15 protein-coding genes and 3 tRNA genes are annotated in these 12,535 nt (G+C 65.8%); 7 read left to right on the top strand and 11 right to left on the bottom strand.

From position 1 onward, the window contains the following. The first annotated feature begins 39 nt into the window (after positions 1 to 39). Entirely contained in the window at positions 40 to 798 is a 759-nt protein-coding gene (locus PQU89_RS08270) for a HesA/MoeB/ThiF family protein (protein WP_272765403.1), read from the top strand. A gap of 71 nt (positions 799 to 869) precedes the next feature. Here the strand turns inward: PQU89_RS08270 and PQU89_RS08265 are convergent, their stop codons facing one another. The 5 genes from PQU89_RS08265 to PQU89_RS08245 form a co-directional block, all read right to left on the bottom strand. Next, positions 870 to 1,361 carry a peroxiredoxin family protein gene (locus PQU89_RS08265; RefSeq protein WP_047966612.1) on the bottom strand — a complete coding sequence of 164 codons (492 nt, stop codon included), beginning with the start codon at positions 1,359 to 1,361 and terminating at the stop codon, positions 870 to 872. 34 nt (positions 1,362 to 1,395) lie between these two features. Further along, positions 1,396 to 1,806 (bottom strand): acyl-CoA thioesterase, encoded by a 411-nt coding sequence (locus PQU89_RS08260; protein ID WP_272756553.1) that lies wholly within the window; start codon positions 1,804 to 1,806, stop codon positions 1,396 to 1,398. 89 nt (positions 1,807 to 1,895) lie between these two features. Next, entirely contained in the window at positions 1,896 to 2,258 is a 363-nt protein-coding gene (locus tag PQU89_RS08255) for a VacJ (protein WP_272765401.1), read from the bottom strand. Between the two features lie 13 nt (positions 2,259 to 2,271). Next, positions 2,272 to 3,111 (bottom strand): energy transducer TonB, encoded by an 840-nt coding sequence (locus PQU89_RS08250; RefSeq protein ID WP_272765400.1) that lies wholly within the window; start codon positions 3,109 to 3,111, stop codon positions 2,272 to 2,274. Between the two features lie 51 nt (positions 3,112 to 3,162). Then, positions 3,163 to 3,627 (bottom strand): Dps family protein, encoded by a 465-nt coding sequence (locus PQU89_RS08245; RefSeq protein WP_272765399.1) that lies wholly within the window; start codon positions 3,625 to 3,627, stop codon positions 3,163 to 3,165. 77 nt (positions 3,628 to 3,704) lie between these two features. Between PQU89_RS08245 and PQU89_RS08240 the strand changes: the two genes are divergently transcribed. Then, a complete protein-coding gene (locus tag PQU89_RS08240) occupies positions 3,705 to 4,007 on the top strand; it encodes a DUF167 domain-containing protein (protein WP_272765398.1) in 303 nt (100 codons plus the stop codon). Here the strand turns inward: PQU89_RS08240 and PQU89_RS08235 are convergent. Continuing rightward, positions 3,993 to 4,433 (bottom strand): FxsA family protein, encoded by a 441-nt coding sequence (locus PQU89_RS08235; protein ID WP_272765397.1) that lies wholly within the window; start codon positions 4,431 to 4,433, stop codon positions 3,993 to 3,995. The two genes, PQU89_RS08240 and PQU89_RS08235, sit on opposite strands and share 15 nt — an antisense overlap. Before the next feature lie 15 nt (positions 4,434 to 4,448). Here PQU89_RS08235 and cutA point away from each other — a divergent pair, with 15 nt between their 5' ends. The 4 genes from cutA (at position 4,449) to PQU89_RS08215 (ending at position 5,151) form a co-directional block, all read left to right on the top strand. Continuing rightward, positions 4,449 to 4,772 (top strand): divalent-cation tolerance protein CutA, encoded by a 324-nt coding sequence (gene cutA, locus PQU89_RS08230; RefSeq protein ID WP_047966605.1) that lies wholly within the window; start codon positions 4,449 to 4,451, stop codon positions 4,770 to 4,772. A gap of 122 nt (positions 4,773 to 4,894) precedes the next feature. Then, positions 4,895 to 4,970, top strand: a tRNA-Lys gene (locus PQU89_RS08225). Positions 4,971 to 4,984: 14 nt separating this feature from the next. Beyond that, positions 4,985 to 5,060: transfer RNA gene (locus PQU89_RS08220), tRNA-Lys, on the top strand. Between the two features lie 15 nt (positions 5,061 to 5,075). Next, positions 5,076 to 5,151, top strand: a tRNA-Lys gene (locus PQU89_RS08215). Between the two features lie 125 nt (positions 5,152 to 5,276). On the opposite strand, the gene PQU89_RS08210 is transcribed toward PQU89_RS08215, so the two are convergent. The 4 genes from PQU89_RS08210 to wrbA form a co-directional block, all read right to left on the bottom strand. Continuing rightward, complete coding sequence (locus tag PQU89_RS08210; protein WP_272765396.1) at positions 5,277 to 6,338, bottom strand: HD-GYP domain-containing protein; 1,062 nt, start codon at positions 6,336 to 6,338, stop codon at positions 5,277 to 5,279. A gap of 133 nt (positions 6,339 to 6,471) precedes the next feature. Then, complete coding sequence (locus PQU89_RS08205) at positions 6,472 to 8,367, bottom strand: sensor domain-containing diguanylate cyclase (RefSeq protein WP_272765395.1); 1,896 nt, start codon at positions 8,365 to 8,367, stop codon at positions 6,472 to 6,474. Between the two features lie 223 nt (positions 8,368 to 8,590). Next, entirely contained in the window at positions 8,591 to 9,562 is a 972-nt protein-coding gene (locus tag PQU89_RS08200) for a TerC family protein (RefSeq protein WP_272765394.1), read from the bottom strand. 310 nt (positions 9,563 to 9,872) lie between these two features. Continuing rightward, the gene (wrbA, locus tag PQU89_RS08195; protein WP_047966602.1) at positions 9,873 to 10,466 is read right to left on the bottom strand and encodes an NAD(P)H:quinone oxidoreductase; all 594 of its coding nucleotides are present in this window, start codon (positions 10,464 to 10,466) and stop codon (positions 9,873 to 9,875) included. A gap of 44 nt (positions 10,467 to 10,510) precedes the next feature. Here wrbA and PQU89_RS08190 point away from each other — a divergent pair, with 44 nt between their 5' ends. Then, on the top strand, positions 10,511 to 11,737 hold the full coding sequence (locus PQU89_RS08190) for a YihY family inner membrane protein (RefSeq protein WP_272765393.1): 1,227 nt from the start codon (positions 10,511 to 10,513) through the stop codon (positions 11,735 to 11,737). Here PQU89_RS08190 and PQU89_RS08185 read toward each other — a convergent pair. After that, positions 11,668 to 12,528, bottom strand: coding sequence for a DUF3025 domain-containing protein (locus PQU89_RS08185; RefSeq protein WP_272765392.1), 861 nt, complete (start codon positions 12,526 to 12,528; stop codon positions 11,668 to 11,670). The genes PQU89_RS08190 and PQU89_RS08185 overlap by 70 nt on opposite strands. Positions 12,529 to 12,535 lie beyond the last annotated feature (7 nt).

Genomic DNA, 12,535 nt, shown 5'->3' with positions numbered 1-12,535 from the left:
ATCAAGGGAGATGGCCGCGTTTGCGGCCATTTTTGCATCATGACGCAAGAACTGAACGACGCAGCCCTGCTGCGCTACAGCCGGCACATCCTGCTGCCGGAAATCGACATCGACGGCCAGCAGCGCCTGCTGGCCTCAAGGGTGCTGGTGGTCGGCGCCGGCGGGCTCGGCGCGCCGGCACTGCTGTATCTGGCCAGTGCCGGTGTCGGCCAGCTGACGCTGGTCGACGACGACACCGTGGAGCTGACCAATCTGCAGCGGCAGATCATTCACGATATGGGTACGCTGGGGCAGCGCAAGGTGGACTCGGCGGCGGCAAGGTTGGCCGCCATCAATCCGGACGTGCAGTTGCGGCTGCTGGCCGAGCGCCTGCAGGGCGACAGGCTGGCTGCCGAGGTGGCGGCGCACGATCTGGTGCTGGACTGCTCCGACAACTTCGCCACCCGCCACGCCATCAACCGCGCCTGTGTGGCGGCCGGGGTGCCGCTGGTGTCCGGCGCCGCGGTACGCTTTAGCGGCCAGCTGGCGGTGTACGACGTGCGCGACGACGCGTCGCCGTGCTATCACTGCCTGTTCCCGGAGGAAGGCGAGGCCAGCGACGGGCCGTGCGCCACCTTCGGTGTGCTGGCGCCGCTGGTCGGTGTCATCGGCAGCCTACAGGCGGTGGAGGCGATCAAGCTGCTGGCCGGGCGCCGTCCGGCGCTGGGGCAGCTGACGCTGTACGATGCACTGGATGGCAGCTTCCGCCAGCTGAAGGTGCCGCGTGATCCGGATTGCCCGGTGTGCGGCCAACGTTAGCCACTAGCGGCGGCATGAAAAAAGCCGTTGCCATCGACAGGATGGCAACGGCTTTTTTGCGGCCTGAGAGATCAGGCTTTCAGGTTCTGCTCGATCAGCTGGTGCAGTTCGGTGAAGTCCGGCTCGCCGACATAGCGCTTGATGATATTGCCCTGCTTGTCGATCAGTACCGAGGTCGGGGTCAGCTGCACCTCGCCGAACGCCTTGGCGATGCTGCCGCTGCTGTCCAGCGTGACAAAGAAGGGCAGCGCGGTGTCCTTGACGTAGGTCTGCACGTAGTTGGGCGGGTCGTAGCTCATCGCCACGGCCACGGTTTCGTAGCCTTGCGGCGCATACTTCTCGTGGGTGGCGCGCAGTTTCGGCATCTCGGCCATGCAGCCGCTGCAGCTGGTGGCCCAGAAATTGACCAGCACCACCTTGCCTTTCAGGCTGTCGGTGCTGGCGGTCTGTCCCGACAGGTTGGTGTAGTGGACTTGCGGCGCCTGCGGCTTGTTGAACAGCGCGAGGTAGGCGACGATGGCGAGTACGGCGATGCCGACCAATGCCAGTATCCATTTTTTCATGACTGAGTCTGTCCTGTTGCAAAGGCGGTGATGATCAGGCTTGGTGTTGCAGCCCGGTCAGAAGTTCCCGCAGTTTACCCTCGATCGCCACCGCCTTGTTCTGCTTGCCGTCAAATGCGACGAAGGTGACGTCGGCCTCGGCCACCACCGTGTCGCTGCCGGCCAGCTTCACGCACTGGTGGATCACTGCGCTGCGGTTGCCGACCGACTTGACCGCGGTCTCGATCACCAGCTGGTCGTTCATGGTCGCCGGGTAGCGGTAGTCGATGTTGATGTTGACCACGATCAGCGCGATGCCGGAGCTGAGGAAGGCCGGCAGGTCGGCGCATTCCTCGAAGAAGGTCCAGCGCGCTTCTTCCAGGAACTCCAGGTAGCGCGCATTGTTGACGTGGCTGTACAGGTCGAGGTGGTAGCCGCGAACCTTGATGCTGGTGCTGTGAGTCATGATTTCCCCTTCGTGTGGAAAAGCCGTTGCCGGCAAGGTGGTGTCAGTTTGTTGTTGCCGTGCCGGCGGTGGGCCGCCGGCGCCGGGGTTTACTGACTATCCAGATCAAACGGCTGGAACGCCTCGCGCTCCAGCGGGCTGCTGACCAGGTCGGTCAGCACCGGGTGAATGTCGATGTCGAACCAGTCCATGAACAGCGCCGCGTTGAGCGTCGGCGGCCACAGCGTGTCGTCCTCGCACCAGTCGGCCAGCTCGGCGCTGAACAGCGCGTGGTAGTGCTCTGCAAGGAAATCGGCGGGGTCGACGTCGTCGACGTGCGGGATCAGCAGCGCATTGCCGTTGCGGCGCAGCTCGTCCAGCGCTACGGCCGGGGCGCCGGGCAGGCTGGCCAGCCAGTCGGCGAACGGCTGGCGCGGTTTCAGAATGACGACGCTGCGATTGACTTCAAACATGGTGGATCCTGTATCAATTGGCGGAGAGCTGGTTGGCGGTGGTGAAGCTCCATTTGCGCACCACCTCCAGACTACGGAAATCTGCGGCCAACGTTGGCGGGAACGGGGCGTAGGGGGCGGCCATGCGCACGATGTTCTGCGCGGCCTGGTCCAGCACCGCGTGGCCGGAGCTGCGCAGCAGGCGCACTTCCTGCAGTGCGCCGTCGGCGCGGATCACCACCGCCAGCTCCAGGCTGCCGTACAGGTTCTGCGCCCGCGCTTCTGCCGGGTAGTTGCGTTTGCCGATGCGTTCGATCTTCAGGCGCCAGTCTTCGACGTAGCGGGCCCAGCTGACCCCGGTGGCGCTGACGCCGAACACCGCCTTGGCCTTGTCCTGTGCTTCGCCGCCGACGGCATTGGCGCTGCTGCCCAGCTGCCGCGCCTGGCTCAGCCAGTCCTGGGCGCTGCGCGGCGCCGCTTCCGGGGCAGTGGGTGGTGTGGTGTAGGCGGACTGTTCACGGCTGAGCACCGCGGCGGACTCGGCCTTGGGAGCGGCCGGCGCCGACGTGGCCCTGACGCGGGTGGCAGTGGTGGTGATGGCGACCGCCGCCGGCGCGGGTTTGGCGGCTGGGGCGGCGCTGCCGGCCAGGCTGTCGTGCTGCGCCAGCTGCGTGGCCAGCGGCGGCGCGCTGCTGGCCGGCGGGGTCGCCAGCAGTGTGACTTGCAGCGCCGCCGGCTGCCATGACGGAATGCGTGGCAGGCCGTGCCGGCCGACGGCAAGCAGCAGCAGTAAATGCAGCGCCAGCGACACCAGGATCGCGGCATGAAACAGCGATTTGTCCGGTGGCGCTGGCGTAGGTGTGAAACGTGTCATGAGTGAGCGTGCGGTTACACTTTGCGGCAGTGTATCACGCGCGCTGTGGCCTCAGCTTTCCAGCAGGCTGCGCAGCATCCATGCCGTCTTTTCATGCACTTGCAGGCGCTGGGTCAGCAGGTCGGCAGTCGGCTCATCGCTGGCCGGCTCGGCCACCGGGAACAGCGAGCGCGCGGTGCGGCAGACCGTCTCGTGCGCCTGTACCAGCTCACGGATCATGTCCTGCGCCTTGGGTACGCCCTGGCTTTCGGCGATCGAGGTCAGGCGCGCGTAGTCGCCGTAGCTGCCGGGGGCGATGTGGCCCAGCGCGCGGATGCGTTCGGCGATCTGGTCGACGGCCAGCGCCAGTTCGTTGTACTGCTGCTCGAACATCAGGTGCAGCGTCTGGAACATCGGCCCGGTGACGTTCCAGTGGAAATAGTGGGTCTTCAGATACAGGGTGTAGGTGTCGGCCAGCAGTTTCGACAGGCCTTCGGCAATGCGGGTACGATCCTGTTCGCTGATTCCAATATCCATGGTGATCTCCTGTCTTTATGGGTGTCGTTGCAGTATACGCCCGATTTACAATAGCCTTTTTTGAGGTGGGGCAGGCCATGAACCCCTGGTTAACTTCGCAGCCGGACGGTGTTCGGCTGACCTTGCACCTGCAGCCCGGTGCGCGCAAGACGGCGCTGGTTGGCGAACACGGCGACGCGCTGAAAATCAGGTTGGCCGCACCGCCGGTGGAGGGCAAGGCCAATGCCGCGCTGCTACTGTGGCTGGCGCAGGCGCTGGCGGTGTCCAAGTCGTCGGTGACGCTGCTCAGCGGCGAGCGCAACCGCCACAAGATCGTCGCCATCCGCGGCATCGATGCCGCCACGGTACTGGCCCGCTTGCAGGCCTTAATGCAGCCGTGAGTTGGGATCGACGGTCTTGTCGACGCGCTGGTATTCGCCTTCGATGATGTCACCGCCGGCGCTGCCGTCCGCGGCCGGTGGTGGCGACGGTGGTGCCATGTTCGCCAGTGTCGGGCCGCGCCATGGCAGCATCAGCAGCAGGGCCAGCACGTCGCTGATCAGGCCGGGAATGGCAAACAGCAGGCCGGCCAGCATCACGCGCAGCGGCCACAGCAGGGCGAGCAGCGACACCTGGCCCTGTTTCAGCACCGAGCCGATGGTCAGCAGGCTGGCCAGCTTGCTGTTGCGCATCATCGCCACGCCGAGCAGCACGGTGAACAGCAGCCAGGCGATGGTCCAGCCGCCGCCGATGGCGTCGGCCAGCGTGACCAGCGAGAAGATCTCGGCAAACGGGTACAGCAGTAATACGATCAGAAACGCACGCATAAAACAGGTATCCAGATGGAAGTGATCATGGTGCTGTGCAATGTGCCGGATGCGGCACTGGCACAACAAATTGCGGAGACGCTGGTCGGCGAGCAACTCGCCGCCTGTGTCAATATCATGGCGCCGTGCCGCTCAGTGTATCGCTGGCAGGGCAAGCTGGAAAACGCCAGCGAGGTGCCGTTGCAGATCAAGACCACCGCGGCGGCCTATCCGGCACTGCAGGCGCGCTTGCTGCAGCTGCATCCCTACGAGGTGCCGGAGATCGTCGCGCTGCCGCTGGCGGCCGGGTTGCCGGCTTATTTGACATGGGTGGCCGCGGAAGTTCTTTCAAGCCCTTGACGCAAAAATTGTTTTTGCGTGTGTTTTGCTACGGAATATTGGCGGATAGCACAAATTTCAAATTATCGGCCAAGAAAATCTTGACGCGAAAAATCGGCTTCGGTATAGTTTCGTTCTCTCGGGGGTCGTTAGCTCAGTTGGTAGAGCAGCGGACTTTTAATCCGTTTGTCGCAGGTTCGAATCCCGCACGACCCACCACCGAGACCCCTGATGGGTCGTTAGCTCAGTTGGTAGAGCAGCGGACTTTTAATCCGTTTGTCGCAGGTTCGAATCCCGCACGACCCACCATCAGGACCCTTACGGGGGTCGTTAGCTCAGTTGGTAGAGCAGCGGACTTTTAATCCGTTTGTCGCAGGTTCGAATCCCGCACGACCCACCATGAATACAGACATCAAGCCCAGTCGCCAGACTGGGCTTTTTGTTTTTCTGTTCCGCACGGCGTTGCTGCGTTTGCTGACCCGTGTGCCTCGGCTGTCCTCCACTTCTTTTTCTGTTTGCTACCGCCTAGCCCGTCGGGCTGTCGACCCGGCATTGCCACAGCCTGGCCAGTGCCGGCAGGTGGCGCGCTTCGACCGTCATTTGTGCCGGGCTGGCGATGCGGCTTGCCGTCGGCACGATGCTGGCGTCGCGGCCGAAGCGGACGGTCAGCGGCGTGGTGATGTCGTCGCCGTGCTGCACCACGATGGCGGTGTCGCCCTGCTCCAGCTTGACGAAGCTGCCCGGCGGATACAGGCCTACCTCCTTGATCAGGCAATCGGCCAGCTTGGCGTCGGCCAGGGTGTCGCGTTGCTGGAACAGTTGCACCATCGCGCTCTTGGGTAGCTGCGAGCGGCGGTAGTGGCGGGGGTGCAGTCGCGCCATCGCGACATCGGCGACATGCAGCAGGTGGGCGCCGGGGCTGATCTTGCTGCGGCCGAGGCCGAACGGATAGCCCTTGCCGTTCCACTGTTCATGATGTTCCAGAATCGCCAGATGCCAGATCTCGTCATCGACACCGACTTCGCGCAGCATCGCGGAGCTGGCCAGCGGGTGCAGGCGCAGCTGCTTGGCCTGCAGCGAGGACAGCGCCTCGGCCTGGTGGCTGAGTTGCTGCTGCAGGTTGACCATCGCGATATTCATGGTCAGCGCGGCGCAGACCAGTGACTCGCACTCGGCTTCCGCCAGTGCCAGCCGCTGTGTCAGCCGCGCCACCAGCAGCGCGACATGCACGGCATGGGCGTGCGCGTAGTGGGCGTAGGGCAGCAGCAGGCCGGCGGCCAGCGTGGCTTCCGGGGCGTGATTGGCCAGCCGGCGCAGGCTGCCGGCCAGCGCGCGCAGCTGTTGCTCGCTGTCGTCATGGTCGAGCAGGCGGGTGGTCAGCCACTCCAGCTGGGCATAGGCCCACGGCAGCGCCAGGAACGGGTCCTGTTCGTGCTGCGGCGGGCACACCGGCTGCGGGTCGTGGAAATGGCTGCGCGCGCGCTCCTGGCGGCGCTGCTTTTCTCCGGCGCTGAGCCAGATTTCGAGATCGCTGCTCTGGGTCAGACGATTGCGAACGTAGAGTGAATCTGGCAGGTAGTGCAGCATGACAACGGCTCCGGCGGTGCTGGATCCGGTGGCGGCAGCGGACTGCCGGTTGCGGTGGTGGCAACGCCGGATCAAGGCGGTGTGCCAGCGATTATGCCAGAAGCGCCGGCGGCCGCCACTGCTGCTGCCGTGGCTATGGCGGGGCGTCGCCGTAAAAGGCCAGGCGGTTCTTGCCGGCGCGCTTGGCCTGGTACATCGCCTTGTCGGCGGCGTTGAGCAGGGTATTGGCGCTGCTGTCGTGGCTGCCGTCGTAGAGGGCGATGCCGATGCTGCTGGACAGGGTGACCGCCACGCCGGCGATGCTGTGGATGGAGGCGATCTGCTGCAGCAGCTTGCCGGCCACCAGTGCGCTGTCCTGCTGCGGCTGCACCAGGTTTTCCAGGATGACGGTGAACTCGTCGCCGGCCAGCCGGGCGGCGCTATCGGTCTCGCGTACCGCACCGCGCAGCTCGCGGGCGAAGCGCTGCAGCGCCATGTCGCCGAAGTCGTGGCCGTGACTGTCGTTCAGCGCCTTGAAGCCGTCGAGGTCGAGAAACAGCAGCGCCATGCTGTTGCCGCTGCGGCGGCTGCGGGCCATCGCCTCGCGCAGGCTCTGCATCAGCGCGCGGCGGTTGGGCAGCCCGGTCAGCGAGTCGTGGTAGGCCTCGAATTGCAGCTGGTCCTGCAGCTGCTTGCGCTCGGTGATGTCCACGCCCAGCACGTAGAAGCCCTGCAGTTGCCGCTGCGGGTTGTAGTGCGGGATCAGGGTGATGTGGACCCAGATCTTGCCGTGCAGGCTGGCCATCTGCACCTCGTATTCGCTCTGCTCGCCGCGCAGCACCTTGTCGAAATGCGGCCGTGCCACCGCGTACACTTCGCTGTCGAGCATGTCGGCGACCTTGCTGCCGGTGATGGTGTCCGCCTTCCAGCCAAACCATTTCTCGTAGCCGAGGTTGACGAAGCGGTAGTGCAGCCCGGTATCGATATAGGCGATGATGGCCGGCACATTGTCGGTGATCATCTTGATGCGGGCGCGGCTGTCGAGGATCTCGGCCTCGTCGGCCTTGCGTTGCGAGATGTCGTGCAGGAAGGCGTTGATCAGCATCCGCCCCTGGCTGTGGATCGCGCTCAGCGTCAGCTCGATCGGGAAGGTGCTGCCGTCCTTGCGACAGGCGCTGACCTCGACGCGCTGTCCCAGCATCCGTGGCTGGCCGGTGCGCACGAAGCGGCACAGGCCGGCGTGGTGGGCGGCGCGCAGCGGCGGCGGGATGATCAGCTCGGCCAGCAGCCGGCCGCCGGCCTCCTCTCGCGTCCAGCCGAAGGTGCTCTCCGCGGCGCGGTTCCAGCCGACCACCAGCCCCTGCTCGTCGATCTCGATGAAGGCGTCGGTGGTGTTTTCCAGCGTGGCGTGAAAGTGCTCCTTCTCCGCCAGTAGCGCGCTTTCGTAGGCGTTGCGCTGCGCGATTTCCTGGTGCAGCTGCGCCAGCGTGGTTTCCTGCTCCTGTGTGCGCAGCTGCACGCGCTGCTCCAGCTCGGCCTGCAGCTGCTGCAGATCCTGCGCCGCTTCCAGCCCCCACAGGTACTGCTCTACCATCCGCGCCAGGTCCTGCAGCGTCTGCTGCTCGCCGTCGTCGAGCTGCCGTGGCTGGTCGTCGATCAGGCACAGCGTGCCCAGCGCGTGACCGGCACGGGAGAAGATCGGCTGTCCGGCGTAGAACACGATGTGCGGCGCCGCCGTCACCAGCGGGTTGTCGGCAAAGCGCGGGTCCAGGCGTGCATCGGCGACCAGTAGCGCCTGCGGCTGCAGGATGGCGTGGCCGCAGAAGGAGATATCGCGCGCCGTTTCGCTGACTTCCAGCCCGACGCGCGACTTGAACCACTGCCGCTTGGCGTCGACCAGCGTCACCAGCACGGTCTTGACCTTGAACACGCGCTGCGCCAGCCGGGTGAGGCGGTCCAGCTCGGCGGCGGGCGGCGTGTCCAGCACACCCAGACGCTGCAGGGCGGCCAGGCGGTCGTGCTCGTTGGCGGGCAATCGGGGCGTGTGCATGTCGGACTCTGGCGCGGGCAAGGGGTCACGGGTTCGGGCAGTGTTCACATCCGTTGTAGGATGTCGGCATCATTTTTGCGAACAATGTTCGCGTTGCCTCACCAAATCATACGCCAGTGCCGGCCTGCCGCGGGCTGGGAGTGAGGGGGAGTGGCGGCGGGAAGGGGTGGAAAAGCCTGCGGCCAACCTTGTAACACCAAGGTTGGCCGCAGGCAGCACCGGGTCAGGCGGCTTTTTTCGGGAACAGCAGCGAGGCGATCACCGAGCCGATGATGACCACGAACACCACCGCCAGCGACACCGCCACCGGAATGTGCAGGAATTTCAGCATCAGCAGCTTGACGCCGATGAAGCTGAGCACGATGGCGAGGCCGTAACGCAGCAGGTGGAAGCGGTCGGCAACGTCGGCGAGCAGGAAGAACATCGCGCGCAGACCGAGGATGGCGAAGATGTTGGAGGTCAGCACGATGAACGGGTCCATGGTCACCGCGAAGATGGCCGGGATGCTGTCCACCGCGAACACCACGTCGGACAGCTCCACCATCATCAGCACCAGGAACATCGGCGTGGCGTAGCGCAGGCCGTTCTTCATCACGAAGAAGGCTTCGCCGTGGTAGTCGTCGGTAATGCGCAGGTGGCGGCGCAGGAAGCGCAGCAGCGCGTTATCGGCCAGATCGGCCTGCTCATCCTTCTCCGGCAGCATCATCTTCAGGCCGGTAAACAGCAGGAAGGCCCCGAACACGTACAGGATCCAGCTGAATTCCTTTACCAGCGCGGCACCGAGGAACACCATCACCGTGCGCAGCACGATGGCGCCGAACACGCCGTACAGCAGCACGCGGCGCTGGTATTCCACCGGCACCTTGAAGAAGCCGAAGATCAGCAGGAACACGAAGATGTTGTCGACGGCCAGCGATTTTTCGATTACGTAGCCGGTGAAGTATTCCAGCGTTTTCTGGTTGGCGACGGCGGGACCGTAGGCCGGATCATTGGCCAGATACCACCACAGCCAGCCGCCGAAGCTGCAGGCGACGCCGACCCAGATCGCCGACCAGATGCCGGCTTCCTTGATCGACACCTTGTGGGAGCCGCTCTGCTTCAGTGCCAGCATGTCGACGGCGATCATGAGCAGTACGGCCACGAAAAAGACAGCGTAAAAGAAAGGCGATCCGATCGAGGGGAGGGCCTGTTCCATGGTGTTGATGACTCCTTGTGTGTAGAAAATGTAAGGCACGCATTGACCCCGAACGCCATGCGGCGGGCGGGGCGCGGCCATTTGTTGTGGGCGCGGGTGGCTGGCTTGTCCAGCCGTTGCGCGTCGATTTGACCGGCCGCCGGGGGCGCGGTTCCGTCGCCGGTGCGGCTTAGCGGGAAATGTGAGGCGGAGAAGTGCGGTGCGAAGATGAGCGGTGCGGAGAGGTGTGGTGCGGAGAGGTGTGGTGCGAAGACGTGCGGCGGGCAGCGCAAGGTTGGCCGCAACGCTTGCGGCCAACCTTGATCCGCGATCAGGCGGCCAGCTTGCGCGCGGCCTCGGCCAGGCGGCGGCCCTGGGCGATGGCGAGCTGCTTCTCGTCCTCGCTCAGCGTCACGTTGTTGTCGTGGCCGGCGACATGGCTGGCACCGTAGGGGGTGCCGCCCGTACGGGTGTGGCTCAGTGCCGGCTCGGTGAACGGCAGGCCCAGCAGCAGCATGCCGTGGTGCAGCAGCGGGATCATCATCGACAGCAGCGTCGATTCCTGGCCGCCGTGCTGGGTGCTGCTGCTGGTGAACACGCAGGCCGGCTTGCCGGCGAGCGTACCCTGCATCCACTCCGGCGCGGTGCCGTCGAGGAAGTACTTCATCGCCGCCGCCATGTTGCCGAAGCGGGTCGGGCTGCCCAGCGCCAGGCCGGCGCAGTCTTGCAGATCCTGTTTTTCGACATAGGGCGCGCCGCTGTCCGGCACCGCCGGCGCGGTGGCCTCGCACACGGTGGAGACCTTGGGCACGGTGCGCAGCCGCGCGCGGCAGCCGTCGACGCTGTCGATGCCGCGGGCGATCATGCGGGCCAGCTCGCGGGTGGCGCCGTGCTGGCTGTAGTACAAGACCAGAATGTCGTGCATGAAGATTCCTATGGGTTAACATTGGCGAATTGCTGGATTCTAGCGTGTTTGATCGGATGATCGTGTCGTTTACCTCCCTGCCCCTGACCGGCTTTGTCCGTTTTGTCGCCGCGCGGCTGGCGCAGCAGCGCGTGCTGCAAGTGGCCGGCAGCCTGACCTTTACCACCCTGCTGGCGCTGGTGCCGCTGCTGACCATCGCGCTGACGGTGATGTCGGCGTTTCCGGTGTTCGGCGACTACAGCACCCGCTTCAAGGTGATGCTGCTGTCGACGCTGGTGCCGGAATTCGCCGGCAAGGTGATTACCGTCTACATGCGCCAGTTCGCCGACAACGCCGAAAAACTCACCGCCGCCGGCATCGTGATGCTGGGCGCCACCTCGCTGATGCTGATGGCGACGGTGGAGCGCACCTTCAACAGTATCTGGGGCGTGCGCCGCGCGCGGCCGTGGCTGCAGCAGAGCATGGTGTACTGGACGGTGCTGACGCTGGGGCCGCTGGCGCTGGGCGGCGGCCTGCTCGGCTGGCGCGTGCTGTTCAAGTACACCCACATCGAGCGCTACTCCACGCTGCTGGACGAGGCGCTGCAGTTCGGCGGCGGCCTGCTGCTGACGACGCTGATGCTGGCGCTGCTGTTCCGCATCGTTCCCTACCGCTACGTGCCGCGCCGCCACGCGCTGCTCGGCGCGCTGTGCACCGCGCTGATGCTGGAGGTGACCAAGCTGATCTTCGGCTTCTACATCGGCGAGATCGCCAGCTATCAGCTGGTGTACGGCGCCTTCGCCAGCCTGCCGGTGCTGCTGCTGTGGCTGTTCTGCCTGTGGCTGGTGGTGCTGACCGGCGCGGTGCTGACCGCGTCGCTGTCGTACTGGGAGGGGCGCGCCTGGCAGCGGCGCAACGAGTCGCGGCGCCGTTTCCTCGATGCGGTGGAGCTGCTGGTGCTGCTGGACCAGGCGCAGGGCGAAGGCCGCGCGCTGCGGCCGGAAGCGCTGCGGCAGCAGGTGCTGGTCGGCTACGACGAGCTGGGCCACGTGCTGGACCGCCTCGCCGCCGCCGGTTACGTGCAGTGCGGCCAGCGCGAGACCTGGGTGCTGACCCAGCGCGCGGAGGCGATCGCCCTGGCCGACATCTTCCGCCTGTTCGTGTACCGGCCGGAACTGCGCGAGTGCGACGACGACATCGCCGCCGCGCTGGCCGAGGTGTTTCAGCCGATGATGGGCGAGCTGGAAGCGATCTCGGTGGCCGACTTCGCACGCCGCGTCGGACGGAAATAGGCGGTATTGTCGTAGAACGCCGCGTCACGGTTGGCGTCCCACCAGCCGGGGATGCCCAGCAGCGGCAGCGGCAGCAGTTCGCGCGGGCTGGCGGCAAAGTCGTCGTCGCCCGTCAGTCGTGCCGCCAGCATCTGATCCAGGATGTCCACCTGTTCCGCACCATCCAGCCGGAAAAACGCCTCTTCCACCGGCAGCAGCAGCGCCTTGCCGCACCAGCCTATGTGCATCGCCAGCCCCTGTTCCAGCAGTGCGTGACCGATGACGTGGGCGCCGATGCGTGTGCCCCACGCCGCGCGCTGCTCGACAAACAGCGTCTGCCACTGCATGTCGTGCAAGGCCTGCGCCAGCGCCGGGTCGCAATACGGCACGACGACGCCGCTCTCGTCCAGCAGCGTGCCGGCATCGCGGCGCGGGCCGCGGCGGAATTCGTCGCCGTTGATCGCCGCCACCTGGCGTGCGTTCATCGCCAGCTTGCTGCGCGGCCAGCTCAGCCAGCACAGCGCATTGAACCAGTCGTGCCAGTTGTCGCCGCGCGTCGGCACCTCGCCGGTGCTGCCGATGTGCATCTCGTAGTACAGCTCGGGGTCGGCGTCGCGCAGGAAGCGCTGCCGCGGCGGCAAAGGTTGGCCGCAGGCGCGCGCGTGCTCGATCAGGCGGTCGAAGTCGGCCTGTTGCGGCCAAGCCTGGCACGCGGCGGCATCGCGCCAGCGCGCGATGCTGTCGTACAGCGGATGCTCGGGCCAGGCGCCGAACGCGGTCGGCAGGTGGGCGAGGGTGGTGCGGGCCTGCATCGCCGGC

It is taken from the genome of Vogesella indigofera (assembly GCF_028548395.1).
Taxonomy (GTDB): Bacteria; Pseudomonadota; Gammaproteobacteria; order Burkholderiales; family Chromobacteriaceae; genus Vogesella; species Vogesella indigofera_A.
Note: the sequence above shows the minus strand (reverse complement) of the source record. Positions and strands in the feature narration are given on the sequence as shown.